The organism is Stenotrophomonas sp. G4 (genome assembly GCF_003428825.1).
GTDB classification, from domain to species: Bacteria; Pseudomonadota; Gammaproteobacteria; order Xanthomonadales; family Xanthomonadaceae; genus Stenotrophomonas; species Stenotrophomonas indicatrix.
On the sequence record NZ_CP031741.1, the window covers coordinates 4,108,042 to 4,134,253 of the forward strand.

General features: G+C 66.8%; 27 protein-coding genes. 11 read left to right on the top strand and 16 right to left on the bottom strand.

The annotated features are described in order from the left end of the window. Positions 1-111 precede the first annotated feature (111 nt). Entirely contained in the window at positions 112-906 is a 795-nt protein-coding gene (gene speD / locus D0Y85_RS18825; protein WP_025874620.1) for an adenosylmethionine decarboxylase, read from the bottom strand. A gap of 150 nt (positions 907-1,056) precedes the next feature. On the opposite strand from speD, the gene crp reads away from it, so the two are divergent. Both crp and D0Y85_RS18835 read left to right on the top strand, forming a co-directional pair. Next, positions 1,057-1,746 carry a cAMP-activated global transcriptional regulator CRP gene (crp, locus tag D0Y85_RS18830; RefSeq protein ID WP_025874619.1) on the top strand — a complete coding sequence of 230 codons (690 nt, stop codon included), beginning with the start codon at positions 1,057-1,059 and terminating at the stop codon, positions 1,744-1,746. Positions 1,747-1,883: 137 nt separating this feature from the next. Continuing rightward, positions 1,884-2,645, top strand: coding sequence for a sulfite exporter TauE/SafE family protein (locus D0Y85_RS18835; protein WP_117311584.1), 762 nt, complete (start codon positions 1,884-1,886; stop codon positions 2,643-2,645). Positions 2,646-2,796: 151 nt separating this feature from the next. Here the strand turns inward: D0Y85_RS18835 and D0Y85_RS18840 are convergent, their stop codons facing one another. The 12 genes from D0Y85_RS18840 to D0Y85_RS18895 form a co-directional block, all read right to left on the bottom strand. Further along, positions 2,797-3,513, bottom strand: a complete 717-nt coding sequence (locus D0Y85_RS18840) for a haloacid dehalogenase-like hydrolase (protein ID WP_117311585.1) — start codon at positions 3,511-3,513, stop codon at positions 2,797-2,799. Beyond that, a complete protein-coding gene (gene trpC / locus D0Y85_RS18845) occupies positions 3,510-4,304 on the bottom strand; it encodes an indole-3-glycerol phosphate synthase TrpC (protein ID WP_117311586.1) in 795 nt (264 codons plus the stop codon). The genes D0Y85_RS18840 and trpC overlap by 4 nt, the downstream gene beginning before the upstream one ends. A gap of 74 nt (positions 4,305-4,378) precedes the next feature. Further along, positions 4,379-5,410, bottom strand: coding sequence for an anthranilate phosphoribosyltransferase (trpD, locus tag D0Y85_RS18850; protein WP_025874615.1), 1,032 nt, complete (start codon positions 5,408-5,410; stop codon positions 4,379-4,381). A gap of 16 nt (positions 5,411-5,426) precedes the next feature. Continuing rightward, positions 5,427-6,014, bottom strand: a complete 588-nt coding sequence (locus tag D0Y85_RS18855) for an aminodeoxychorismate/anthranilate synthase component II (RefSeq protein WP_088101793.1) — start codon at positions 6,012-6,014, stop codon at positions 5,427-5,429. A 2-nt stretch (positions 6,015-6,016) separates the two neighbouring features. Continuing rightward, positions 6,017-6,793, bottom strand: a complete 777-nt coding sequence (locus D0Y85_RS18860; RefSeq protein WP_117311587.1) for an SIMPL domain-containing protein — start codon at positions 6,791-6,793, stop codon at positions 6,017-6,019. A gap of 3 nt (positions 6,794-6,796) precedes the next feature. After that, a complete protein-coding gene (locus tag D0Y85_RS18865; protein WP_162887705.1) occupies positions 6,797-8,836 on the bottom strand; it encodes an acyltransferase in 2,040 nt (679 codons plus the stop codon). 79 nt (positions 8,837-8,915) lie between these two features. After that, positions 8,916-10,406 (bottom strand): anthranilate synthase component I, encoded by a 1,491-nt coding sequence (trpE, locus tag D0Y85_RS18870; protein WP_117311591.1) that lies wholly within the window; start codon positions 10,404-10,406, stop codon positions 8,916-8,918. A gap of 292 nt (positions 10,407-10,698) precedes the next feature. Further along, positions 10,699-11,631 carry a lipid kinase YegS gene (yegS, locus tag D0Y85_RS18875; protein WP_117311592.1) on the bottom strand — a complete coding sequence of 311 codons (933 nt, stop codon included), beginning with the start codon at positions 11,629-11,631 and terminating at the stop codon, positions 10,699-10,701. A 258-nt stretch (positions 11,632-11,889) separates the two neighbouring features. Next, positions 11,890-12,477: a hypothetical protein gene (locus D0Y85_RS18880; protein ID WP_117311594.1), complete on the bottom strand. Its 588-nt coding sequence runs from the start codon at positions 12,475-12,477 to the stop codon at positions 11,890-11,892. 26 nt (positions 12,478-12,503) lie between these two features. Beyond that, the gene (locus tag D0Y85_RS18885; protein ID WP_117311595.1) at positions 12,504-12,983 is read right to left on the bottom strand and encodes a GNAT family N-acetyltransferase; all 480 of its coding nucleotides are present in this window, start codon (positions 12,981-12,983) and stop codon (positions 12,504-12,506) included. Positions 12,984-13,044: 61 nt separating this feature from the next. Next, a complete protein-coding gene (rpe, locus tag D0Y85_RS18890; protein WP_025874606.1) occupies positions 13,045-13,719 on the bottom strand; it encodes a ribulose-phosphate 3-epimerase in 675 nt (224 codons plus the stop codon). Positions 13,720-13,776: 57 nt separating this feature from the next. Next, positions 13,777-14,106: a DnaJ domain-containing protein gene (locus D0Y85_RS18895; protein ID WP_025874605.1), complete on the bottom strand. Its 330-nt coding sequence runs from the start codon at positions 14,104-14,106 to the stop codon at positions 13,777-13,779. Positions 14,107-14,250: 144 nt separating this feature from the next. Between D0Y85_RS18895 and D0Y85_RS18900 the strand changes: the two genes are divergently transcribed. From D0Y85_RS18900 to D0Y85_RS18935, 8 genes are all read left to right on the top strand, one after another. After that, positions 14,251-15,177, top strand: coding sequence for a phosphoribosylaminoimidazolesuccinocarboxamide synthase (locus tag D0Y85_RS18900; RefSeq protein WP_162887706.1), 927 nt, complete (start codon positions 14,251-14,253; stop codon positions 15,175-15,177). Positions 15,178-15,523: 346 nt separating this feature from the next. After that, entirely contained in the window at positions 15,524-16,009 is a 486-nt protein-coding gene (locus D0Y85_RS18905) for an Mpo1-like protein (RefSeq protein WP_025874603.1), read from the top strand. A 332-nt stretch (positions 16,010-16,341) separates the two neighbouring features. Continuing rightward, positions 16,342-19,170, top strand: coding sequence for a monovalent cation/H+ antiporter subunit A (locus D0Y85_RS18910; RefSeq protein WP_117311598.1), 2,829 nt, complete (start codon positions 16,342-16,344; stop codon positions 19,168-19,170). Continuing rightward, positions 19,170-19,547, top strand: coding sequence for a Na+/H+ antiporter subunit C (locus D0Y85_RS18915; RefSeq protein WP_025874601.1), 378 nt, complete (start codon positions 19,170-19,172; stop codon positions 19,545-19,547). Before D0Y85_RS18910 ends, D0Y85_RS18915 begins: the two co-directional genes overlap by 1 nt. Further along, on the top strand, positions 19,544-21,079 hold the full coding sequence (locus D0Y85_RS18920; protein WP_117311599.1) for a monovalent cation/H+ antiporter subunit D: 1,536 nt from the start codon (positions 19,544-19,546) through the stop codon (positions 21,077-21,079). The genes D0Y85_RS18915 and D0Y85_RS18920 overlap by 4 nt, the downstream gene beginning before the upstream one ends. Continuing rightward, a complete protein-coding gene (locus D0Y85_RS18925) occupies positions 21,076-21,582 on the top strand; it encodes a Na+/H+ antiporter subunit E (protein ID WP_117311600.1) in 507 nt (168 codons plus the stop codon). The genes D0Y85_RS18920 and D0Y85_RS18925 overlap by 4 nt, the downstream gene beginning before the upstream one ends. Further along, positions 21,579-21,863 carry a K+/H+ antiporter subunit F gene (locus tag D0Y85_RS18930; protein WP_025874598.1) on the top strand — a complete coding sequence of 95 codons (285 nt, stop codon included), beginning with the start codon at positions 21,579-21,581 and terminating at the stop codon, positions 21,861-21,863. The genes D0Y85_RS18925 and D0Y85_RS18930 overlap by 4 nt, the downstream gene beginning before the upstream one ends. Beyond that, positions 21,860-22,246: a Na+/H+ antiporter subunit G gene (locus D0Y85_RS18935; RefSeq protein ID WP_025874597.1), complete on the top strand. Its 387-nt coding sequence runs from the start codon at positions 21,860-21,862 to the stop codon at positions 22,244-22,246. The genes D0Y85_RS18930 and D0Y85_RS18935 overlap by 4 nt, the downstream gene beginning before the upstream one ends. Positions 22,247-22,354: 108 nt before the next feature. Here the strand turns inward: D0Y85_RS18935 and D0Y85_RS18940 are convergent, their stop codons facing one another. Together D0Y85_RS18940 and D0Y85_RS18945 are read right to left on the bottom strand one after the other, a co-directional pair. Beyond that, the gene (locus D0Y85_RS18940; protein WP_117311602.1) at positions 22,355-23,314 is read right to left on the bottom strand and encodes a sodium:calcium antiporter; all 960 of its coding nucleotides are present in this window, start codon (positions 23,312-23,314) and stop codon (positions 22,355-22,357) included. A gap of 73 nt (positions 23,315-23,387) precedes the next feature. Then, positions 23,388-24,032 carry a hypothetical protein gene (locus D0Y85_RS18945; RefSeq protein ID WP_049467575.1) on the bottom strand — a complete coding sequence of 215 codons (645 nt, stop codon included), beginning with the start codon at positions 24,030-24,032 and terminating at the stop codon, positions 23,388-23,390. A gap of 124 nt (positions 24,033-24,156) precedes the next feature. On the opposite strand from D0Y85_RS18945, the gene D0Y85_RS18950 reads away from it, so the two are divergent. Beyond that, positions 24,157-24,693 carry a hypothetical protein gene (locus D0Y85_RS18950; RefSeq protein WP_093818198.1) on the top strand — a complete coding sequence of 179 codons (537 nt, stop codon included), beginning with the start codon at positions 24,157-24,159 and terminating at the stop codon, positions 24,691-24,693. Positions 24,694-24,858: 165 nt separating this feature from the next. Here D0Y85_RS18950 and hmgA read toward each other — a convergent pair whose 3' ends face one another. Further along, complete coding sequence (gene hmgA / locus D0Y85_RS18955) at positions 24,859-26,157, bottom strand: homogentisate 1,2-dioxygenase (RefSeq protein WP_117311604.1); 1,299 nt, start codon at positions 26,155-26,157, stop codon at positions 24,859-24,861. Positions 26,158-26,212: the final 55 nt, after the last annotated feature.

The following is a 26,212-nucleotide window of genomic DNA, read 5'->3' on the forward strand; positions in this document are numbered from 1 at the left end:
CCGGGCCGTAAGTCGGTACATCGCCGTGGAACTGAATATTGCGCAGCGCGCCTGTTCCACGGGGCGGGACGTCCCGCCTGGGTGGCGATGCCTGCCGGCATCGCGCATGGGTTACTCGGCCAGGTTCCGCCCGTGGAACAGCTCTTCGATCTCACGACGCAGCAGCGCCTCGATCTTCATGCGTTCCTTGAACGAGATGTTCTTGGCCTTCTCTTCGAACAGGTACTGGTCCAGGTCGAAGTCCTTCAGGTGCATCTTCGTGTGGAAGATGTTTTCCTGGTAGACGTTGACGTCGAACATCTCGTAACGCGACTTGATGTTCTTGGCCAGGAAGTTCTGGATCGAGTTGATCTTGTGATCGATGTAGTGCTTCTTGCCCTTCACGTCACGGGTGAAGCCACGGACGCGGTAGTCCATGATCACGATGTCCGATTCCAGGCTCTCGATCAGGTAGTTCAGCGCCTTCAACGGCGAAATGACGCCGCAGGTAGCCACGTCGATGTCGGCGCGGAAGGTGGCAATGCCTTCCTGCGGGTGCGTTTCCGGATAGGTGTGCACGGTGATGTGCGACTTGTCCATGTGCGCGACCACGGCATCGGAGATCAGCTCCTTGCCGGCCTGCTTCTTGTCGATCACCGGTTCTTCGGAGATCAGGATCGTCACCGAGGCACCCTGCGGATCGTAATCCTGGCGGGCCACGTTGAGGATGTTGGCGCCGATGATCTCAGCGACATCGGTCAAGATCTGAGTCAGCCTGTCGGCGTTGTACTCTTCATCGATGTATTCAATGTAACGCTGACGCTCCTCTTCGGTGCGCGCGTAACACACGTCATAGATGTTGAAGCTCAGCGCCTTGGTGAGGTTGTTGAAACCCTGCAACCTCAGGCGAGGCAACGGCTTGACCACGGCGGTCGATTCCTGTGTAAGAAGGGAAAGGGGGAATTATGCGGCATAAGTGTCTCCAGGGGGAACGTGAAGACGCTCAGGTTCTGGCACACTGTTTGCCCTTAACAATTGCGCTGGTTAAGCTCCGCTATCGACCCCGTGAATCCGTTCATGCGCAGAGGGAGCGCCCCTATCGTGTCAACCGTGCGCCTAGCTAGCAGCCCATTGGCCTTGGACATCGCAACAATCGACCGCTTCCTGGCACACAGCCACCGGCGGCGCTATCCCACCCGTACCGACGTCTTCCGACCCGGTGACCCGGCGGGAACCCTGTATTACGTGATCAGCGGCTCGGTTTCGATCATGGCCGAGGAGGAAGAGGACCGCGAGCTGGTACTGGGCTATTTCGGCGCCGGTGAGTTCGTCGGCGAGATGGGCCTGTTCGTGGAGTCGGACCGCCGCGAGGTGATCCTGCGCACCCGCACCGCCTGTGAGCTGGCCGAAATCAGCTATGAGCGCCTGCACCAACTGTTCCTCGGCCCGCTGTCGGCCGATGCCCCGCGCCTGCTGTACGCGCTGGGCCAGCAGATCTCCAAGCGCCTGCTGGACACCAGTCGCAAGGCCAGCCGCCTGGCGTTCCTGGATGTCACCGACCGGATCGTGCGCACCCTGCACGATCTGGCGCAGGAGCCGGAGTCGATGAGCCATCCGCAGGGCAGCCAGCTGCGCGTCTCGCGCCAGGAACTGGCCCGTCTGGTTGGCTGCTCGCGCGAAATGGCCGGCCGGGTGCTGAAGAAGCTGCAGACCGACGGCCTGCTGCACGCCCGCGGCAAGACCGTGGTGCTGTACGGCACCCGTTGACCACCCGGCGTCCGCCGGGCATGGCCCGGCGCTGCCACACGACCTGGGCCGGTAGCGCCGGGCCATGCCCGGCGGATCGCCGTACGTGCGACGTACCATCGCATGTTCCGCACACCCGCTTCCGCTAGGCTCGATCCATGGAACTGAGCAGCGAATTCTGGTGGTTCATCCTCATCGGCCTTGGCGCACAGCTGGTCGATGGTGCGCTGGGCATGGCATTCGGGCTGGTTTCTTCTTCGGTGCTGCTCAGCATGGGGCTGCCTCCCGCACAGGTCAGCGCCAGCGTCCATACCGCTGAAGTGTTCACCACCGGCGCGTCCGGTGTGTCGCATCTGGTTGCGGGAAATGTCGACAAACGCCTGTTCTTTCGTCTCGCTCTGCCCGGCGCTCTAGGCGGTGCACTCGGCGCGTACGTCCTGACACAGGTCCCTGGCGACCTGATCCGCCCGCTGATCTACCTGTACCTGCTGGTGCTGGCCATCATCATCCTGGCGCGCGCGGCCGGCCGCTGGATGCCCAAGGGCGAGATCCGCCGGGTGCCGGTGCTGGGATTCTTCGCTGGCCTGCTCGATGCCAGCGGCGGCGGCGGCTGGGGTCCGGTGGCCACCTCCACCCTGCTCGCCCGCGGCGGCCAGGCCAGGACCACGATCGGCACCGTCAACGCGGCCGAGTTCGTGGTCACCTTGACCATTTCGGCCACGTTCCTGCTGTCGATGGGGGTGCAGCACCTGCAGATCGTCGCCGGCCTGCTGATCGGCGGCATGATGGCCGCGCCGGTGGCGGCGGTGCTGGTGAAGCGGGTGAAGGAACGCTGGGTGCTGGTCGCGGTGGGCGTGCTGGTGCTGGGCATCAGCCTGTTCCAGGTGGGCCATGCGCTGTTCGGGTACCTGCACCGCTGACCGCTCGCCGAGCGTGGCCCGGCGCTACCCGCGTGGGATCCGGTAGTGCCGGCCGCTGGCCGGCAACCTCATGAACTCCGGAAACGCGTGCAAGGTTGCCGGCCAGCGGCCGGCACTACCGGGTCCCTGCCCGGCGGGCAGGCGGGATCGATTACGCCTTGTCGCCGCCGCGGTCCACGCAGCCCCAGTTGAGAATGCGGGTGCCGGCCGGCAGCACGCGGCGGAAAAACTCCACCTTGGCCGGCTTCGGGTTGACCACCACCGGCGCTTTCGCCGCCAGCAGCAGCGGAAGGTCGGCGGTGCTGTCGGAATAGGCGATGTCGATGTCGCCGTAGCCGCGCTCGCGCAGCATGCGCATCTTCTCTTCGTTATGGCAGTGGCGGGTCGGCCCTACCCCGCCCAGACGCGGCCCCACCTCGGTTCCGATCACCGGCACGTCCTGGTGAGCGACGAAGGCCAGGATCGCGCGCGCCAGCTCCGGCGGCGCACCGGTGGCCACCACCACGCGGTCGCCCCTGGCACGGTGCGCGGCGAACACCTCCAGCGCCTGCGGCAGCAGCTTGGCGCGCATCTGCGCCTCGTTGCGCAGCACGTAGGCATCGATCACCTTGTTGAACTCACGCGCGCGGTGCAGCCCGAAACTGCCGATCCAGACATAGACCGAGATGCCGGCACGGCGGGTCGGCAGCATCGCCACCATCGGCCCGGCGATCGGGGTGACCAGCAGCGCCGCCAGCATCCGCAGCGGGTTGCGCTTGATCAGCGAGGCGAACAGGTGGGTGCCCGAATCGCCGTCATACAGGGTGTGGTCGAAGTCGAAGACCACCAGCGGCGCATCCTCGCGCGGCGTTGGATAGTGCGTTTTCATGCCGCGAAGAATAGCTGACGCAGACCCTCGCCCGGCTCTTCCACGCGCATGAACGCCTCGCCGACCAGGAACGCGTGAATGCCGGCATCGCGCATCAATGCCACGTCCTGAGGCCCGAGGATGCCACTCTCGGTGACCAGCAGGCGGTCGCGCGGCACGGCCAGGCGCATGTCCAGCGTGGTCTGCAGCGACACCTCGAAGGTGCGCAGGTTGCGGTTGTTGATGCCGATCATCGGCGCCGGCACCTGCAGCGCACGCTCCAGTTCGTCGATGTCGTGCACTTCCACCAGCACGTCCATGCCCAGCGACATCGCCAGTTCGGACAGCGTGGCCAGCTGCGTATCGTCCAGCGCGGCGACGATCAACAGGATGCAGTCGGCACCGAGCACTCGCGCCTCATACACCTGGTAGGCGTCGATCACGAAGTCCTTGCGCAGCACCGGCAGCGTGCAGGCGTCGCGGGCCTGCTGCAGGTAGGCGTCGGCCCCTTGGAAGAAATCCACGTCGGTCAGCACCGACAGGCAGCTGGCGCCGCCGAACTCATAGCTGACCGCGATGTCGGCCGGGCGGAAGTCGGGGCGGATCACGCCCTTGGACGGACTGGCCTTCTTCACTTCGGCAATCACCGCCGGATCGCCATTGGCCACGGCGGCCTGCAGCGCGCGCACGAAACCGCGCACCGGTGGCGCATCGGCCAGCGCGGCCTGCAGCTCCTCAAGCGGCCGCTGGGCGCGGCGCTGGGCTACTTCTTCGGCCTTGCGGGCCAGGATCGTCTGCAGGATATCGCTCATCGTCGTCGGGTCGGTGCTGGGGCGGTGAGGACGACCATTATCGGCCATCGGGTGGGTCAGGCTGAACCGCGCGCTCAGGCAACCAGCGCGCGGGTGGTATCGACGTACTGCTGCAGGCGGGCACGGGCGCTGCCGTCGGCGATGACCGCGCGGGCACGGGCCAGGCCGTCGCCGATATCGCTGGCTACGCCGGCCACGTACAACGCTGCGCCCGCATTCAGGGCGACGATGTCCAGCGCCGGACCCGGCTCGTTGTCGAGCACCGCGCGCAGCATGGCAATGGATTGCTCCGGGCCGTCCACGCGCAGGTTGCGGCTGGCCGACATGGCGATGCCGAAGTCTTCCGGATGGATCTCGTACTCGCGCACCTTGCCGTCGCGCAGTTCACCCACCAGGGTGCCGGCGCCCAGCGAGATCTCGTCCATGTTGTCGCGGCCCCAGACCACCATGGCACGCTCGGTGCCCAGCTCGCGCAGCACGCGCGCCTGGATGCCCACCAGGTCGGGATGGAACACGCCCATCAGCACCGACGGTGCGCTGGCCGGGTTGGTCAGCGGGCCGAGGATGTTGAAGATGGTGCGCACCCCCATCTCGCGACGGACCGGCGCCACCACCTTCATCGATGGATGGTGGATCGGCGCGAACATGAAACCGATGCCGGTCTGTTCGATGGCTGCGGCCACCTGCGCCGGCTGCAGCTCGATGGCCGCACCCAGTGCCTCGACCGCATCGGCGCTGCCCGACTTGGACGACACGCTGCGGTTGCCATGCTTGGCCACGCGCGCGCCGGCGGCAGCGGCGACGAACATCGCGCAGGTGGAGATGTTGAAGGTATGCGAGCCATCGCCACCGGTGCCGACGATGTCGACCAGGTGGGTGGTATCGGCTACCGGCACGGCCAGCGCGAATTCGCGCATCACTGTCGCCGCGGCGGCGATCTCGTCGATGGTTTCCTTCTTCACGCGCAGGCCGGTGAGGATGGCGGCGGTCATCATCGGCGAGACATCGCCGCGCATGATCTGCCGCATCAGGTCGACCATTTCGTCGAAGAAGATCTCGCGGTGTTCGATGGTGCGTTGCAGGGCTTCCTGGGGGGAGAAGCTCATCGGAATACTCCTTGGATCAGGCAGCCGGGCGCTGCAGGAAATTGCGCAGCAGCGCGTGACCATGCTCGGTGAGGATCGATTCGGGATGGAACTGCACGCCCTCCACCGGGAACTGGCGGTGGCGCAGGCCCATGATCTCTTCGATCGAGCCATCCTCGTTCTCGGTCCAGGCGGTCACTTCCAGCGCGTCGGGCAGGCTGTTCTTGTCCACCACCAGCGAGTGGTAGCGGGTGGCCTGGTAACCGTCCGGCAGCCCGGCGAACACGCCCTTGCCTTCATGCCGGATGGGCGAGGTCTTGCCATGCATGATGTTGCCGGCGCGGATGACCGTGCCGCCGTAGACCTGGCCGATGCCCTGGTGGCCCAGGCACACGCCGAGGATCGGCGTGGTCGGGCCCAGGCGCTGGATCAGCTCCAACGACACGCCCGCTTCGTTGGGCGTGCACGGGCCGGGCGAAATGACGATGCGTTCGGGCTTCTGCGCGGCGATCTCGTCCACGCTCATCGCATCGTTGCGCACCACCTTCACTTCGGCACCCAGCGTCTGCAGGTACTGCACGAGGTTGTAGGTGAAGCTGTCGTAGTTGTCGATCATCCACAACATGGTCAGGTTCCGTCGCTTATCAGGAAAATGGCGTACACGTTTTCGGTGTAGGTGATGGGGCCGGCTTCGATGGATTCGCGGCCGCGCGAGCCGGTTGCCTCGACGCTCGTCTGTGCCGGAGCTGGCGGGCTGGGCGGGGTGACCATGTCAGCGCTGCGCGGCCAGCTGCCTGCCTGCACGCCGTAGGCGAAGTTCGGGGCCACGTCGGAGATGCTGTAGAGGCCGGTGATGCGCGCGCCATAGGCCCCGGCAAGCTGCTTGGCGGAGGCGCGTGTCTGCATTGCCGCTTCAGCCTTGAGTTCGCCACGCAGTGCTGCCTCCTTCGAATAGCCGGGCCGCATGCTGCTGATCTGCAGGTCATCGCTGGCATCGACCGCGCGCAGGAAGGCCTGCAGGTCGCCGGTGGTGCCGAAGCTGCCTTTCAGGCGCCGGCTCACCCGCGTGCCGAGGTACTCCTGCTTGCCCTGCACGCTGTAGCGGTAGTCCGGCTGGATGGTCAGGTTGTCCGCCACCACGCTTGCCGGCAGTGCATGGTTGCGCTTGAACGCAGCCAGCACCGCCTCGACATTGCCCTGCACGCGCGAGCGCGCTGTATCCGGCTGAAGATCGGTGGACTTGACCAGCAGTTCAACGGTGAACCGGTCCGGCATCACCGTTCGCGCGCCCTCGCCCTTCACCAGCAGGTGCGGCTGCGAGGGAATGGTGTTGGCCTGCGCCCAGGCAGCCGGGGCGGCTGGCAACAGCAGCGACAACCACAGCGATGCACTCAGCAGCTTCATCGTCTACTCCTTGCTGGAAATGGGCTCGGGCAGGCCGGCGGCAACCAGGTCGGCGGCATGCCGCTTGGCCAGTTGCTGGCCCATGTAGCGCGCGTAGCCCAGCGACAGGTGATGCTGGTCATAGAAGGCCGGCTCGCCGTTGGCCTCCATCACGCAGCCCTCCATCGCATTGCCACCGCACAGCAGTTCGTACTTGCTGATGTACAGGTACGGCAGCGACTTCACCTGCGGGATGGTCGACTTGGCGCGCTCATCCGGGTTGAAGTAGTTCACCAGGTCAGGGCGTTTGCATGCATCGAAGCTTCCGTAGCGGTTGTAGAGCGACGCACAGTCGGACGTGGTCTGCAGGAAGGAGCCGATCGCAATGATCTTCAGCTGCGGGTTGCGCGTCTTCAGGATCTCCAGGATCCGCCACAGATCGGCGGCAACCGGGTCAAAGCCCTGGTGCGTGTTGTAGACGACCACGTCCAGCGCCTGTACCAGACGATCATCGTCGAGTGCGGCGAAGCGGGTATCGCACGCCAGCTCGGGCGTGGGCGATGCAATGCGATCCCGCTCCAGCACGACCTTGCAGTCATTGACCGTGCCGAAATTGATCAGGTTGACGCGACGGTCATGCCCGTAGATCTGCGCGAAGGCGTTGAAGCCATCGGGCTCATGCGAATTGCCGAACAGCAGCACCTGCACCGGTCGATCCATGGGGCAGCGCGCTGGATCCTGCAGCGACTGCACGTTGCAGGCCGCGGCAAGGCCTTCGAACCGGCGTCCCTTGCCGGCTTCGATGTCGGCGGCCGCCAGCGGCTGGAACACCGGCGCCTGGGCGTGTGCTACAGCGCCCTGGCCAAGGGCGCTGGCCGTCGTGCCCGGCCCCACCCTGCCGGGGGTGAAGTACTGGTAGCGCCAGACCATGCCGTTGGATGCCAGTACCGTCACACCCAGCGCACAGCAGAACAACGAGACGCCGAGCGTACGGCCCACCAGCGCCCCCTTGGGCGCTGCCGGATCGACATAGCGGAAACGCACTTCGACCCAATGATGCAGCGCCACCGCCGTCAGCAGCGACAACACCACCATCAGGCCGAACTGCACCGGCCACGGCGAGTGCGGCATGAACTGGGTGACGAAAACCACCACCGGCCAATGGGTCAGGTACAGCGAGTAGCTGATCTTGCCGAACCATACCGCCAGCGGGTTGGCCAGCAGCAATGTGGTAGCGCGCGAGCGGTTCGATGCGATGACCAGCAGCGTGCCCACGCAGGGCGCGATGGCGTTGGTGTACGGGAACACATCGCCTTCCACCAGGGTGATGATCGAATGGACGATCAGCGCCGCGCCGACAGCGAACATGCCTTCATGCAGCCAGCGCGACGACGGCAGCCGCGCGGCGATGAAACAGCCGGCTGCGCCGATGGCGAACTCGAACACGCGGAACTGCGGCAGGAAGAACAGATCCGACGCGAACCCCAGGCTCTGCCCGGCCACGGCCAGGTGGTTGGCCAGAAAACTGACGACCCCTGCGACGACGATGCCCCAGGCGATGCCGCGGCGGCCGCCGAACCGGTAGCAGAGGAACAGGAACGCGGGCCAGACCAGGTAGAACTGCTCTTCCACGCTCAGCGACCAGGTGTGCAGCAGGGGCTTGGTCTGCGAGGCCGCATCGAAGTAGCCGCTTTCCGACCAGAACAGCAGATTGGATACCGACAGCGCCGAGGCCAACAGGGACTTGCCGTACGCGACCAGATCGGCAGGAGTGAGGCTGAGCACGGCCAGCACGGTGGTCGCCAGCAGGGTGGCGATCAGCGCGGGCAGGATGCGCCGGACCCGACGCGCGTAGAAATTGCCGAAGCGGAAACCACCGGTCTCCACCAGCTCACTGCGGATGATGGAGGTGATCAGGTAACCGCTGATCACGAAGAAGATGTCCACGCCGACATAGCCACCGCCCAGTCCAGGCACGCCGAAGTGGAAGAGCAGGACCGCCAGCACTGCGACGCAGCGCAGTCCATCGATGTGCGGCATGTACCGGGAAGTGGCGCTTTTCATGATCTGCAGAAACCCATTCAAGTGGGCGCGGCGCATCCCATGCACCGCGTGACGGACAGCCTTGGACGACGGGGAGAGGTTACAGGCCCTTGGCGGCCTGGGCGACGGCACGGAACAGCGCGCGGCCCTTGTTCATCGTCTCGTCCCACTCCTTGTCGGGGTCCGAGTCGTAGACGATGCCGGCGCCGGCCTGCACGTACAGGCGGCCGTCCTTGATCACGGCGGTGCGGATCGCGATCGCGGTATCGGCATCGCCGTGCCAGCCGATGTAGCCGATGCTGCCGGCGTAGACATTGCGCTTGATCGGTTCCAGTTCGCGGATCACTTCCAGCGCGCGGATCTTCGGCGCGCCGCTGACCGTACCGGCCGGGAAGGTGGCGCGCAGCACGTCGGCGTAGCTCAGGCCCGGCTGCAGCTGCCCGGTCACTTCGCTGACGATGTGCATGACGTGGCTGTAGCGTTCGATCACGAACTGCTCGCCCACTTCCACGGTACCGGCTTTGGACACGCGGCCGGCGTCATTGCGGCCCAGGTCGATCAGCATCAGGTGCTCGGCGCGTTCCTTCGGATCGGCCAGCAGTTCGGCCTCCAGCGCCTGATCCAGCTCCGGCGTGGCGCCGCGCGGGCGCGTGCCGGCGATCGGGCGCACGGTCACTTCGCCCACGCCTTCATGGGTATGCTGCAGACGCACCAGGATTTCCGGCGACGAGCCGACCACCTGCAGGTCGCCGACATCGAGGAAATACATGTACGGCGACGGGTTCAGTGCCCGCAGCGCGCGGTAGACATCCACCGGCCGCGCCTTGAACGGCACGCTCAGGCGCTGGCTGAGCACCACCTGGAAGATGTCGCCGGCACGGATGTACTCCTTGCTGCGCTGGACCGCATCGACAAAGCCCTCGCGGGTGAAACCGGAAACGAAGTCGGACTCGTCCAGCACATCGCTGGTGAGCGGTGCCGGATAGCCTGCCCCCGGCGCGCGCAGCCTGGCCGCCAGCGCGTCCAGGCGCGCCTGCGCCTGCTCGAAGGCGCCCGCTTGGCGCGGGTCGGCGTGCACGATCAGGTACAGCCGGCCCTTCAGGTTGTCGAACACCGCCAGCTCATCGGAGTGCAGCAGCAGGATGTCCGGCGTGCCCAGTTCGTCGCGGCCGGCCGGCGACGCCAGGCGCGGCTCGATGTAGCCGATGCACTCGAACCCGAACCAGCCGACCAGGCCACCGGTGAAGCCCGGCAGGCCTTCCAGCTTCGGCACCGAGTGGGCGCTGCGCAGCGCCTCGACCTCGGCAAACGGATCGGCCACCTCGCGGGTTTCCACCACCTGGCCGTGCTCGCGCACCGTCAGGGTGTGGCCGTGGAAGGCGTACACACGGCGTGCCGGCAGGCCGATGATCGAGTAACGACCAAAGCGCTCGCCGCCTTCGACGGATTCAAACAGGTAGGTATTGGGGCCGTCGGCGAGCTTCAGATAGACCGAAAGCGGCGTGTCCAGGTCGGACAGCACTTCGCGGACAACGGGAATATGGGTGTGGCCTTCAGCGGCCTGCTGCTGAAACTGGGCGTGCGAGATCAAGACGACTTTCCTTCCGGGACACAGCGTTATGGGAGCGGACGACGGCAACAGGCCACCATCGCCACCAACGGCGTGCGGAAGAAAGGGTATGCGGGGTCGTCAGGCTGGACACGCCTTGACTGTATCGCAGCTTTGGCCGCAGGGAAACCCTTTGGCGACGGGCGGTTTGTCTTCCCCCTGGCCCATCCGCCGTGCCTGCCCCCGGATTTCCTGTACCTGCTGCGGGACCGCGATCTCCCCGCTCCTGCTTGCGACCGGCGTCGATCGCGTCCCTCGGCCGGTCCTCGCGCGCTCAGCGTTCCGACAGCAACGCACAGTCATCGGGCAGATGCATCCGCACCCTGCCCGCCACGCAGTCGATGCGGAAGCGGCGTGCCTGCACCGGTTCGCCGTCCAGGTTCAACGTCAACGGCTGCGGTGCGTCGATCTGCAGCCACGGCAGCTGCGCGCGCGTGGCGACACGTTCAAGCGCCGCTTCCTTGCCGCCGGTCAGCATCTGTCCAAGGGTGGCTGCGACTTCACCCTCCAGTTCCGGCACCACGGTGACATCCAGCAGGCCATCATCGATCAGTGCCTGAGGGCACAGCTGCTGGCCACCACCCGCCTGACGGCCATTGCCGACGCCCAGTGCGATGAACCCGCCTTCCCACTGGAAGTCCGGCCCGCTCAGGCGCGCGATGATCGGCTCGATACGCCCGAGCTTGGCGATACCGGTGATGACATAGGCCAGTCCGCCAAGCATCTTCTTCAAGCCGGCATCGGTTTCCACCGTGACCTGGGTGCCGAAGCCACCGCTGGCGAGGTTGGCGCACCACCATGGCTTGCCGTCGGCATCGACGCGCAGCAGATCCATCGGGCGTGGGTGGCCGCTGGCAACCAGTGCGAAGGCCTCCTGCGGCTCCACCGGAATGCCGGCAGCAGTGGCGAAATCGTTGGCGGTGCCCATCGGCACCAGCGCCAGCGAAGGCAGCGCCTCAGCCGGCTCGTCGCGATGGGCCAGCGTCTCGGCCACCGCGCTCAGCGTTCCGTCGCCACCGGCCGCCACGATCACGTCCACGCCGTGATCGATGGCCTCGGCGACGTAGCGCTCGGCATCACCGTCTTCCCAGGTCACCCGCACTTCCAGCTGCACACCGCGTTCGCGCCAGTGGCCCACGGCCTCGCGCAGGTCATCGTTGCCTGCGGACTTGCCGTTGAGGATCAGGCGCCAGCGCGGTGTGCTCATGCGGTGCTTCCAGGTAAGGGCGGCACAGGCTAGCAACCGCGCGTTCGGGGCCAGTGAAAGGCAGCGGCCACCGTTCAGGTCAGGGCGCTGGGCTCGCCCGCGCGGCATGTCATGCAGGTGTCATCGGCCACCGGGAGAATGGAAGGCCATAGCAGGGACGACGGATGGAGGCAGGATCAGCCTCCCACGCATGCAGCAAAGCCACGCCAGTGTTTGGCGTGGCTTTTTTTTACCCATCGCGCGGGTGTAGATGCCGGCTTACAGGTAAGCCTCGATGGGACCGTGCAGGAGGCAGCTGTCGAAGGCATCGATGCTGCACAATATCGCCTCATCAATTGCGTACTCCTGCAACAGAAGCTTGAGCGCCGGAATTCCGGTCACGAACCTGCGTTCCACCCGCGTCTGCGCGTCCTGCATGGCGTAGTCGTAGTCGAAGCCATAGGCGGTCTCGGTGAAGCGTACGGCATGGGTGATCAAGCGCAGCTCGTAGGTGTCTTGTTCGCCAGGAATGACATGGGCGAAGCAGCGCAACCCGGCGCCCACCGAAGCCAGCTCCGCTGCCAGCGCCCATCCCTTTTCAAGCGCCGCAAATGGCCGCGGCGGCGGCGATGGGTGGCGGCGACGCCAAAGCATCATGGCGCGTTCCACGTCATGGCCAGCGGCCTGCAGCTCGATGGCGGCCTCGGCGGCACCCAACCCTGTGCGGTGCCCGTAATCGGCCACGAGCTGATCAACCACCAAGGCGTGCGCCTGTGACAGGTCACCGCCGGAAGCCTCCAGCGCCTGCCTGCAGACAGCAATCGAGGCCGGCAGCCGCTGTCGGAGTGCGGCAATGGCGTATTTCATCGGCACACCAGTCACCAGGACACGGACTACCCGGCGAATGCCTTCAGCGCCTCACCTTCCAACCGGTACACCGTCCACTCGTCCTGCGGTCTGGCGCCAGCTGCGGTGTAGAACGCGATGGCCGGCGTGTTCCAGTCCAGCACCGACCACTCGAAGCGCCCACAACCTTCAGCTACCGCCTGGCGGGCGATGTACTTCAGCAGCGCTTTGCCCGCGCCGGAGCCGCGTTTTTCCGGGCTCACGTACAGGTCTTCCAGGTAGATGCCCTTGCGCCCCAGCCAAGTGGAATAGTTGTAGAAATACACCGCGTAGCCGATGGCTTCGCCGTTGGCCTCGCAGACCAGCGCGCGGGCGGTGGCGTCGGCGCCGAACAGGCTTTCGGCGATGCCGATCTCATCGGTCTGCACCGACTGCTCGGCCTTCTCGTAGATCGCCAGTTCGCGGATGAAGCGAAGGATCAGGCCGGCGTCGGCGACGGTGGCCGGGCGGATGTTCAGGAGTGCCATGAGCGGAAAAAAGGGGACGGAGGGGGATTAAGCGAGCTTAATCCCCTCCGTCCGCATTTTGTCAGCGTGCCGCAGCGACGTTGGCGCGCATCTGCGCGATCACGTCCTGGTAGCTGGTCTTGGCGTTGAAGATGGCCGAGCCGGCCACGAAGGTGTCGGCACCGGCAGCAGCGATCTCGCCGATGTTGTCGGCCTTCACGCCACCGTCGATCTCCAGGCGGATGTCACGGCCGCTGGCATCGATCTTCTGGCGCACCACGCGCAGCTTGTCCAAGGCCGACGGAATGAAGGCCTGGCCGCCGAAGCCCGGGTTGACCGACATCAGCAGCACCAGGTCGAGGTCGTCCAGCACCCAGTCGAGGATGTCCACCGGGGTGGCCGGGTTGAGCACGATGCCCGGCTTGCAGCCCAGCGAGCGGATCAGCTGGATGGTGCGGTGTACGTGGCGGCTGGCCTCCGGGTGGAAGCTGATGTAGGTGGCACCGGCCTCGGCGAAGTCCGGGATGATGCGGTCGACCGGCTCGACCATCAGGTGCACGTCGATCGGCGCGGTGACGCCGTGCTTGCGCAGCGCCTGGCAGACCATCGGGCCGATGGTCAGGTTGGGCACGTAGTGGTTGTCCATCACATCGAAATGGACCCAGTCGGCACCCGCGGCCAGGACGTTGTCGACTTCCTCGCCCAGGCGGGCGAAGTTGGCCGAGAGGATGGAAGGAGCGATGAGGCAGTTGGACATGGCCGGGGCCTTCGGAACGGGGAAAGGGGTCTCCCGCCCGCAGGCGGGGCAATGGGGTCAGCGCTTGCGCAGGGTCTTGATGCGGTCGTAGGCGGCGTTGATGCGCCGCGACTTCTGCTCGGCCTGCTGCTGCAGCTCGGGGGCGGCGCCGCCCAGCTTGTCGGGGTGGTACTGGGAGATCAGCTTGCGGTAGGCGCGCTCGACCTCGGCATCGGTGGCCTCGGAGGTCAGCCCCAGCTCGCGGTACGGGTTCTCCTTGTTCAGGCGGAACCAGTCGCTGTCGAAGGCATGCCCCAGCAACAGGCCGACCACCGCGCCGAACAGCGGATTGGGCCGGAACAGCAGGGCGCCGGCGATGAAACCGAGCAGTTTTCCGTACCAGCGCATGGCGCTCCGGGGTCGGCCGACGAAATGGACGCTCATTTTACGTCACAGCGGGCCCGGACCGCTTTACACTAGGCCGCCCGCTGACCAGTTGCGGGCCCGCCGGGTCCCCTGGGCAGCCGTCTCGACGAAGCCCCAGGAGTGCCCGTGCCAACCACGCTGTTGCAATCCGATCTCCCCGGCCTGCCCTTGCGCCACCGCGGCAAGGTGCGTGATGTGTTCGATATCCCGCGCGAGCGGCTGCCGGCCGGTACCCCACCGGGGGACTACCTCTTGATGGTCGCCACCGATCGCCTGTCGGCGTTCGATGTGGTCCTGCCCGACCCGATCCCGGGCAAGGGCGAGATGCTCTGCCAGGTGTCCAACTTCTGGTTCGCCAAGACCGCGCACCTGATGCCCAACCACCTGACCGGCATCGATGTGGCCAGCGTGCTGCCCGAGGGCGTGGACGCGGCCCTGTACGCCAAGCGCGCGGTGGTCACCCGCAAGCTGAAGCCGGTACCGGTGGAAGCCATCGCCCGTGGCTACCTGATCGGCAGCGGCTGGAAGGACTACCAGCGCACCGGCAAGGTCAGCGGCATCGAGCTGCCCGACGGCCTGCGCCAGGCCGAGCAGCTGCCCGAGCCGATCTTCACCCCCTCGACCAAGGCCGCCGTTGGCGACCATGACGAGAACATCGACTTCGACGCGATGGTGAAGACGGTCGGTGCGGAAATGGCCGAGCGGGTGCGCGACGCGACGCTGCGCATCTACAAGTTCGCGGCCGATTACGCACGCGAGCACGGCATCATCCTGGCCGACACCAAGTTCGAGTTCGGTACCGACGCCGACGGTCGCCTGTACATCATGGACGAGATGCTGACGCCGGATTCCTCGCGCTACTGGCCTGCCGACGAGTACGAAGTGGGCACCAGCCCGCCGAGCTACGACAAGCAGTTCGTGCGTGACTACCTGGAGACGCTGGACTGGGGCAAGACCGCCCCAGGCCCGAGCATCCCGGCGGAGATCATCGAGCGCACCCGCGCCAAGTACGCCGAGGCGCTGCAGCGCCTGGCCGGGATCAGCATCGACTGAATCCCCTGCGCCCCCTGCCCGCGTGGCGGGGGCGTTCTGAGTGCGGTAGTGCCGGTCGCTGGCCGGCAACCCCGCGAACCTGCAGCCGGGCATGGCCTGGCTCTACTGACGGTTGATGGGGCCGGCCGCTGGCCGGCAACCCCGGCGAAACTGCAGCCAGGCACGGCCTGACTACTGCCGGTTGGTAGTGCCGGCCGCTGGCCGGCAACCTCGGCGAACCTGCAGCCAGGCATGGTCTGGCTCTACTGCCGGTTGGTAGTGCCGGCCGCTGGCCGGCAACCCCGCGAACCTGCAGCCAAGCATGGCCTGGCTCTACTGCCGGCCCCGGCCGGGGTATGCTGGCCACATGCAGACCAGCACCCAGCTTGCGCGTCCGATCGACCGCTATTTCGCCAGCTACTCCGACGACCACCGCAATGTGGTCAACCAGCGCATCCACGTGGTGGCGGTGCCGGCGATCCTGTGGTCGGTGGTGGCCCTGCTGTGGTGCGTGCCGCCGCTGATCACCTGGTTCCAGTACGGCATCTGGTCGGCGTTCGCGATGTTCAGCGCGTGGTGCTTCTACAACAAGCTGTCGCGCCCGCTGGGCATCGGCATGCTCATCCAGTTCTTCGTGTTCGGCTGCCTGTGCCGGCTGTTGGAAGCGGAAATCGGCCTGCACAACCTGCGCTCGCTGGCCATCGGCGTCTTCGTCGTCGCCTGGATCGCGCAGTTCATCGGCCACAAGTTCGAAGGCCGCAAGCCCAGCTTCCTGACCGACCTGACCTACCTGCTGATCGGCCCGGCGTGGGTGATGGCCAAGGCCTATCGCAAGCTCGACTGGCGCTACTGACCAGCGTCGCCGCGTCGACGCCTTCGTTTCCTGAACGGGCAGATCCCGTCACCGACACTGCACGGCGAGCCTGCCAGCCTGCCGCGGTGACCTCCTCACCTTGCCCCGCCCAGCGGCGGCGGTCCCTGTGCGACAGGGGCTGCGCTGTCCCTGCGTGGGCGTAGGGTGGACCTGCCCACCGGGCCCTGATGGGTCATCCGCGCGGCATGCTGCATCGCAGAAAAAATGAATCAGCGCACGTTACATGCAATTGATCGCTGTTCAATGGGTTTCGGCGACATTTGGCAGCCTGTTATGCTCCCTGACCTGCTCGTGAATCATGGATTCCCTGCATGCTCCCCAGCCTGCCCCTGTTGCTGGCCCTGCCGTTCCTGATGGCAGTGGCTGTCGCAGCCTTCCCCCGTAGTTCGCGCTCGACTGCTGCCTGGCTGGCGGCGCTGGCGCCGTTGGGCGGGCTGGCGATCCTCGCCTGGCTGACCCCATCGGTGCTCGATGGCCAGGTGGTGCGCACGATGGTGCCGTGGCTGCCGCAGATCGGCCTGGACTTCACCTTACGCCTGGATGGCCTGGCCTGGATGTTCGCCGGGCTGGTGCTGGGCATCGGCGCGCTGGTGGTGCTGTATGCGCGCTACTACCTCAGCAGCCAGGACAACGCGCACCGCTTCTATACCTACCTGTTGCTGTTCATGGGCGCCATGCTGGGCATGGTGCTGTCGGGCAACCTGTTGCTGCTGATGGTCTTCTGGGAAATGACCAGCATCAGCTCGTTCCTGCTGATCGGTTTCTGGTCGCACCGCCAGGACGCGCGCGAGGGCGCGCGGATGGCGCTGGTGATCACCGGTGGCGGCGGCCTGGCGCTGCTGGCCGGCGTGCTGCTGATCGGCCGCATCGTCGGCAGCTTCGACCTGGACGTGGTGCTGGCCGCCGGCGAGCAGATCCGCGCCAGCGCGCTGTACCCCTATGCCCTGTTCCTGGTGCTGGCGGGCATCTTCACCAAGAGCGCGCAGTTCCCGTTCCACTTCTGGCTGCCGCATGCGATGGCCGCGCCCACCCCGGTGTCGGCCTACCTGCACTCGGCCACCATGGTGAAGGCGGGGGTGTTCCTGCTGGCGCGCCTGCATCCGGCATTGGCCGGCAGCGATCTGTTCTTCTACACGGTCAGCGGCATCGGTGCGATCACCCTGCTGATCGGTGCCTGGAACGCGATCTTCCAGCATGACCTGAAGGGCCTGCTGGCCTATTCGACGATCTCGCACCTGGGCCTGATCACCCTGCTGTTCGGCCTGTCCACGCCGATGGCGGTGGTCGCTGGCGTGTTCCACATCATCAACCACGCCACCTTCAAGGCCTCGCTGTTCATGGCCGCCGGCATCATCGACCACGAGACCGGCACCCGTGACATGCGCAAGCTGGGTGGCCTGCGCAGGCTGATGCCGTTCACCAGCGCGCTGGCGATCATCGCCTCGCTGGCGATGGCCGGCATCCCGCTGCTCAATGGCTTCCTGTCCAAGGAAATGCTGTTCGCCGAAGCGCTTTCGGCGGGCGGCACCGACACCATGCGCACGGCGGTGTCGATCGCCGCGCTGCTGGCCGGTGTGTTCGGCGTGGCCTACAGCCTGCGCTTCGTGCACGACACGTTCTTCGGCAAGGGCCCGCATGGCCTGGACCGCGTGCCGCACGAGCCGCCGCGCTGGATGAAGGTGCCGGTGGAGATCCTGGTGGTGATCTGCGTGGCGGTGGGTATCGCCCCGGCCGTGACCGTGGCCCCGGTATTGCACGCGGCAGCCGCCTCGATCCTCGGCAGCGCGATGCCCGAATACAACCTGTCGATCTGGCATGGCTTCAACCTGCCGCTGGCGATGAGCGCCGCTGGCGTGGTTGGTGGCGTGCTCCTCTACTTCGGCCTGCGCAAGCTGATCGATCTGCACGCGGTAACCAACACCACGCCGGGACGCAACGTCTTCCACCACCAGCTGGACCTGCTGTCGGCCGGTGCGCAGCGGTTGACCGCCGGCATCGCCAACGGCAGCCTGCAGCGCATGCTGCTGGGCCTGGTGCTGGTGGCGATCGTGGTCGCCGCCGCGCCCTACATCGCCAACCCGGCCTCGCCGGAATGGACCAGACCGCAGCCGATACCGCTGCTGGGCTGGGCGCTGTGGCTGGTGATGATGTCCTGCGCGGTGGCGACCCTGCGCATGTACAAGCAGCGCCTGCTGGCCGTGCTGCTGGTCGGCGGCGTCGGCCTGATGGTGGCGCTGACCTTCGTGTTCCTGTCCGCACCGGACCTGGCGCTGACCCAGCTGCTGGTGGAGATGGTGACCCTGGTGCTGATGCTGCTGGGCATGAACTACCTGCCGGCACAGTCCAGCCCGGAGCGGCCACGCTGGCGCAAGCGCCGTGATGCGCTGATCGCTATCTTGGCCGGTGCCGGCCTGGGTGCGCTGGCCTACAGCGCGATGACCCTGCCGCCGAACACCATGGCCGGCGAGCTGCTTGCCCGCGCCCTGCCCGAGGCGTACGGCCAGAACGTGGTCAACGTGATCCTGGTCGACTTCCGCGGCTTCGATACCTTCGGCGAGATCACCGTGTTCGGCATTGCCGCATTGGTCGTGCATGCGCTGCTGCGTCGCACGCGGATGGCGCCGGAGCAGATCATGCCCGGTCCGCCGATCAAGCTGCCGGTGCCGGCCGATCTGGCCCAGATCATGTTCCCGCTGACCCTGACGGTCTCCATCTTCCTGTTCCTGCGCGGCCACAACGCGCCGGGCGGCGGCTTCATCGCCGGCCTGGTGCTGGCGGTGCCGCTGCTGATCCAGTACGTGATCCAGGGCACCGCTTCGGTGGAGTCACGCTTCGGCTTCGACTACATCCGCTGCATCGGGACCGGCCTGCTGATCGCCATCCTCAGTGGCGCCGCGTCGATGCTGTTCGGCGTGCCGTTCCTGACCAGCGGCCACCTGGACCTGCACCTGCCGTTGATCGGCGATGTACCGCTGGCCAGCGCGATTGGTTTTGATATCGGCGTGTACCTGGTGGTGTTCGGTGGCGCGATGCTGATGCTGTCGATGATGGCCACCGTCAAACCCTCGCGGACGCGCACCGCGCGCAAGGGCGAGATCGACCTGCAACGCCGCTCGGCACGAACGGGGGAGATGCACTGATGGAACTGGCCCTGGCCTCTGCGATCGGCGTGCTGACCGCCATCGGCATCTACCTGCTGCTGCGCGCGCGCAGCTTCGATGTGATCCTCGGCATGACCTTCCTGTCCTACGCCACCAACCTGCTGATCTTCGCCGGTGGCCGCGTGGTGCAGGGCAAGGCGCCGGTGCTGCAGGAAGGCGTGGAAAGCCACCTGGGCAATTACACCGATCCGCTGCCACAGGCGCTGGTGCTGACCGCCATCGTCATTGCCTTTGCGATGACCGCCGTCAGCATCGTGCTGGCCATGCGCAGCCGCAGCGACAACCACAGTGACCACGTGGACGCGCACGAGCCGGACGACGATGCACCGCCGCGCCGGGGCGAGGACCGCGCATGAATCATCTGGTGATCCTGCCGATCCTGGTACCGCTGCTCGGCGCTGCGCTGTCGCTGTTCGTTGAACACCGCCGCTATGGGCCGAAGGTGCAGCGCGCCGTGGCGTGGACCGCGCTGGGCGCGCTGGCGGTGGTGGTCGGCCTGTTGTTCGCCGACACCGCTGGCGGCGACATCCGCGTGTACCTGCTGGGTGACTGGCCGTCGCGCCTGGGCATCGCACTGGTGGCCGACCGGCTGTCGGCGTGGATGCTGCTGACCACCCTGCTGCTGGCCATCCCCTGCCTGCTGCATGCGTGTTCGGGTTGGGACCGGCGCGCGCCGCACTTCCATGCGCTGTTCCAGTTCCAGCTGGTCGGCCTCAACGGCGCCTTCCTGACCGGCGACATCTTCAACCTGTTCGTATTCTTCGAGGTGATGCTGATCGCCTCTTACGGCCTGCTGCTCAGTGGCGGCCGTGGCCTGCGCATGCGCATCGGCCTGCACTACGTGGTGTTCAACGTCACCGCCTCGACCCTGTTCCTGATCGCACTGGGCCTGCTGTACGCCTCGCTGGGTTCATTGAACATGGCCGAGCTGTCGCAGCGCATCGCCGAAGTGCCGCCTGCGCAGCTGACCCTGGTGAAGGCGACCATGGGCCTGTTGCTGCTGGTGTTCTGTGCCAAGGCCGCGCTGATGCCGCTGTACCTGTGGCTGCCCGAATCGTATGCGCGTGCGCCGGCTGCGGTGGCGGCGCTGTTTGCGATCATGACCAAGGTGGGCCTGTATGCCGTGCTGCGCATCCAGATGCTGTGGTTCGGCGAGGATGCGGGGGCGATGGCCGGCTATGGCCGCGACTGGCTGCTGTGGGCCGGCGTAGCGACGCTGGTGCTGGGTGGCCTGGGCGCGTTGGCTGCCGCGCGCCTGCGCGTGCTGATTTCGTATCTGGTGATCGTCTCGGCGGCCACGTTGTTCATCGCCTTTTCGGTGGGCACCCCTGAGGTGCTGTCGGCCGGCCTGTACTACCTGCCGCACAGCAGCTTCGTCGCCGCCGCACTGTTCCTGGTCGCCGACCTGATCCGACGCCGCCGTGGCGGCGCCAGCGACCGCAAGGAAGTGATCGCACCGATGCCCGGCAAGGAGACCCCGGCCGTGCTGTTCCTGATCGCAGCGGTGTCGGTGGCCGGCCTGCCGCCGCTGTCCGGCTTCCTGGCCAAGGCCGCGCTGTTGGCCGGCATGCCGGCGCAGTACACCGGCGCGGTGTGGACCGCCGTGCTGGTCAGCAGCCTGCTGGTCATCATAGGCCTGACCCGCGGCGGCATCCGCCTGTTCTGGCGCGTGCCGCTGCCCGATCCCGATGCACCGCCATCGCGCAAGGCACCACTGCGCCGTGTGGAGCTGTTTGCCGCCTGCGCCCTGCTGGCCTACGGCATCGGCATGACCTTGTTCGCTGCCCCGCTGATGCAGCACACCGACGCCATCGCCACCCAGCTGCTGCAGCCGGGCGACTACGTGCAGCAGCTGCGCGCGACCACGCCGGAGATCCGCCAGCCATGACCGCCAAGCGTTCCCCGATCCGCCGCCTGCTGCCCTCACCCGCGCTGAGCGTGATGGTGGTGGTGTTCTGGCTGTTGATGTCCGACAGCTTCACGCTCGGCCAGTTCCTGCTGGGCCTGCTGCTGGGCGTGGTCATTCCGCTGTTCGCCGCGCGCCTGGACCGCGAGTTCGCCCGCATCGGCACCCTGCGGCCGCTGCCGAAGCTGCTGTTGGTGACCCTGTGGGACATCCTGATGTCCAACATCCGCGTGGCCATCCAGGTACTGGGCCCGGAAAAGAACATCCACCCTGGTTTCATCTGGCTGCCGCTGGACATCGCCAACATCCACGGCATCGCCGCGCTGACCAGCATGATCACCCTGACCCCCGGCACGGTGTCGGCTGCCCTCAGCGACGACCGCAAATTCCTGCTGGTGCACGTGCTGCACCTGGACGACCCGCAGGAGCTGATCGATACGATCAAGCGCCGTTATGAAGCCCCGTTGATGGAGATCTTCCCATGACTGGATTCCAGATCATCCAGACCACCCTGGTGGTGTGCATGCACGTGGTCGGCCTGGCCATGCTGCTGGCCACCTGGCGCCTGCTGCGCGGGCCGACCGTGCCCGACCGCATCCTTGCACTGGATACGCTGTCGGTGACCGCCATCGCCGAGCTGATGCTGTTCGGCATGTACCTCAATTCGGCGATCTACTTCGAGGCGGCCCTGATCATCGCCATGCTCGGCTTCGGCAGCACCGTGGTGCTGAGCAAGTTCGTGCTGCGCCGGGACATCGTCGAATGATCACCTTCATCCAGATCGCGCTGTCGATCCTGCTGCTGTTCGGCTGCTTCTTCATCCTGGTCGGCGCGCTGGGCCTGGTGAAGCTGTCCACCTTCTTCAAGCGCCTGCACGCACCGACCAAGGCCAGCACGCTGGGCGTGGGCTGCGTGCTGGTGTGCTCGGTGTGCTACCACATCTTCCTGGGCCAGGACCCGCAGCCGCGCGAGCTGCTGATCACCGTGTTCCTGTTCATCACCGCACCGATCAGCGCGCACCTGATGGCCAAGGCCGCGCTGTCGCTGCTGATGGAAACGCGCCCCAGCCTGCCGGGCAACGAGCGGGCCGAAGACGAGCAGCTGCCCCCGCCGGAACCGGAGCGGGAAGAGGAAACCACCGCGCGTTGACGGTGGGTGCCGACCGTTGCTCGGCACGACCCCGGATAACCGCCAGTAGAGCCAGGCCATGCCTGGCTGCGAGTTCGCCCAGGTTGCCGGCCAGCGGCCGGCACCACCTCAGACCGGTGTGACCAGCGCGATTTCCAGCCCCAGCCAAGCCACGAACGCGCCCAGCAGTACCGCACCTTCGATGCGGCTGATGCGCAGGTCGCCGCGCAGCATCGGGTACAGCACCAGTGCGAAGGCCAGCACCGCCGGCAGTTCCAGGCGCACGAACGAGGCCGGCAACGCCAACGGCTGCAGCAACCCCATCGCACCGATCACCAGCATCAGGTTGACCACGCTGGAGCCGAGCACGTGGCCCAGCACCATGTCGCCGTGACCACGGCGTGCTGCCACGACCGCGGCCGCCACCTCCGGCAACGCAGTGCCGATCGCCACCGGCAGCAGCCCCACCAGCAGCGGCGTCCAGCCCAGCGCGGCGCCGAAATCAGCGGCGGCACCGACCACCAGGCGAGCGCCCCAGTACAGCGCGAGCGCGGCAACCAGCAGGCGCAGCACGTTCAATGGCAGGCTGGTGCGGCTCAGCGCCGACTCGGCGATGATCGCCTGTACTTCGGCGCCCTCATGGCGTCCGCGACGCAGCAGCAGCAACTGCACCACCACGAACCCGGCCACCAGCACGCCGGCCTCCCAGCGCAGCAGGCGGCCATCGAGTCCGAACACTATCAGCAGCAGGCCCGCGGCCAGCAGCCCCCACCACAGCACGGCCTGCAGGCGCGCGCGCAGCAGCAACGGCGCGACCATCGCGGCCACCGCCAGGGTCAGGCCGAGGTTGACCACGCTGCTGCCGACGGCATTGCCCAAGGCCAGCTCCGGCTGGCCCACCACCAGCGCGCGGGCGTTGACCGCCAGCTCCGGCAGCGAGGTGGTGATGCCCAGCAACAGCAGGCCTGCGGTGAATGCACTGGCGCCGAAACGCTGCGCCAGGCCGGACACGGCTTTGACGATGGAGTCCCCACCCAGGGCCAGCAACAGCAGGCCGAGCAGGAACCAGGCAATGGCAATAGCGATCATCGGGCGCTCCCCAGCGGTCGTGGCGCGATTCTACGCTCGGCCCACCCGCGGCGGGTGAGCCGAGGATGGCCGATCAGCCGCAACCTTCGGCGTAGTCCACCTGCGGGGTCCTGCCGACCCGCCAGGCGCCGACCTTGCCGTCAGCGCCGAGGGCGAAATCGATGATCGCCGCTCCCTCCTGCGCCGGGCGCACGCGCAGGTGCTGGGCCTTGTCGTCGTACTTGTCAGGACCGACGTCGGCGCGCTCGGGATAGAGCACCTGCAGCTCGCCCAGGGTCATGCCGACCCGGCCGCCACCGGGAGCGACGATGGACGGGCTGCGTACGTCGTAGCGGACCAGCTTGCGCGCCTCGAACATCAGGCGCGGGTCTTCGGCCCCCTGCGGGCGCAGGAAGTAGCAGCCTTCATTGGCATCGTCGGCAGGCAGCGGCTTGCCCGTGGCGTCGGTACCCAGACCCTGCAAGGGGGTGCCGAAGCCACTGCGGACCTCGGCGATGCCTGCGCCCAGCGTGGCGCCGCCGAAGCCATCCAGGCGTGCCGGGCTGTCGCTGCGCGGATCCACCGGCGAAGCGGTGGCCAGGTCGGCGTCGGCGGGAACGGAGGCATCCTTCGCCGGTGCGGTGGCCGCGGGCGGCGCTGCCGGTGCGGCGGTGTCGGGACTACGGTTGCAGGCGGCCAACGACAACAGCAGCAGGCCGGCCATCGGGAGATGCTTCATCGGTGCGGATCCTTGGCACAGGGTGGGTGCACGCTACCGCAGCCGGCGTGCAGGCGCTGCATTGTCATCGCGGTTTCATCGCCCTCATTCAGGCTGGGCGAGCACCGACTTGGCTGTCCTCCCCATGCAACCGCGCAAGACCGACCTCGCCCGAACCGCGCTGCAGGCCCACCGCGCACCGCTGGACATGCGCCAGCGACGCCTGCTGATCCTGTGTGATGGCCAGCGCAGCATCGCCGAGCTGACCGCACTGCTTGGGCAGGATGCGGCAGCGATGGTGATCCAGCTGATCCAGGGCGGCTACCTGGTGACCGCTGCGGACGCACCCGCCTCCTCGCCACCTGCGCCGGTTGCGATGACGGCTCCACTGGCGCCGTCAGTCACGCCAGCGTCTGCCGCACCGGTCGAGCGCCGCCGCTCGCTGGTCGCCGCGCGCATCTATGTGCTGGGAATCCTGGAGATGCAGCGGCATCCCAACGCAGCGGCGCTGTTCCGCGACCTGCAGCAGGCGCGTGCCGAAGGCGAGGTGCTGCGGGTGATGCAATCGGCGCTGCAGGTGCTGCCGGCGCTGACCTCGGAAGGGTACTGCCAGCGCGTGCGGCAGCGGCTGATGGAGGCGCTGCCGGTGGAGCATTGCAGCGCGTTCGCGGCCATTGCCTGAACCGGTGAACAGCATCCACGCATGGCGTGGATCTACTACATCACGTGCCCGGATGGATCCACGTCACGCGTGCACGCGATATCGCGCTTTCCGGTAGATCCACGCCATGCGTGGATGCGGTATCGCGCTTCCCGGTAGATCCACGCCATGCGTGGATGCGGACGATCAACGGAAATTGTTGCGCAGGCCGTTCCAGCACTGCTGGTAATCGCCCTGCCGGTGGCTTGCTGCCAGCGCCTGCGCGGTCGGGCGGATCACCCCGCGGGTCTCGAACATGAAGGCCATGGTGTCCTTGATCACATCCGGCTTGGACAGGTCCGCATTGGAGGCCTTGTCGAAGGTCGGGGCATCCGGACCGTGGCCGCTCATGCAGTTGTGCAGCGACGCACCGCCCGGCACGAAGCCTTCGGCCTTGGCGTCGTAGGCACCATGCACCAGGCCCATGAATTCGCTGGCGATGTTGCGGTGGAACCACGGCGGGCGGAACGTGTTCTGCGCCACCAGCCAGCGCGGCGGGAAGATCGCAAAGTCCATGTTGCTGGTGCCCGGGGTGTCGCTGGGCGAGTGCAGCACCAGGAAGATCGACGGATCCGGGTGGTCGTGGCTGATCGAGCCGATGGTGTTGAAGCGGCGCAGATCATAGCGGTACGGCGCGTAGTTGCCGTGCCAGGCGACCACGTCCAGCGGCGAATGATTGATCGGCGCACGCCACAGGCGTCCGTCGAACTTGGCAATCAGTTCGAAATCACCGTCGACGTCTTCGAACGCGGCATGCGGGGTCTCGAAATCGCGCGGATTGGCCAGGCCGTTGGAACCGATCGGGCCCAGGTCGGGCAGCTTCAGCAGTGCGCCGAAGTTCTCGCAGATGTAGCCGCGGCTCGGGCCATCCGGCAGTTCGACGCGGAAGCGCACGCCGCGCGGAATCACCGCGATCTGCTGCGGTTCGATCTCGATCACGCCCAGCTCGGTCAGCAGGCGCAGGCTGCCCAGCTGCGGCACGATCAGCAGTTCGCCGTCGGCGTCGTAGAAGTAGCGGCCGACCATGTCACGGTTGGCTGCGTACAGATGGATGCCGACACCGGCATGCGCGTCGGGCGAACCGTTGCCGCCCATGGTGTACAGGCCTTCGACGAAATCGGTGGGCAGTTCCGGCAGCGGCAGCGGGCTCCAGCGCAGCTGGTTCGGCGACGCCGGCTGTGCACTGAAATCGCACTGCAGCTGCGATTGCGCGAAGGGAGTGAACTCGCCGTGGGTAACCGCCGGACGGATCCGGTACAGCCAGCTGCGGCGATTGCTGCCGCGCGGTGCGGTGAATGCGGTACCGGTCAGCTGCTCGGCATACAGGCCATGGGCCGCCTTCTGCGGCGAGTTCTGGCCGACGGGCAGCGCACCGGGCACGGCCTCGCTGGCGAACTCGTTGCCGAAACCGGACTGGTAGCCGCGGGCGGTGATGGAGGAAGACATGGAGGTTCCTGGAAGCCTGGGGAAAGCCGCCGGGCATGGCCCGGCGCTACCGGTG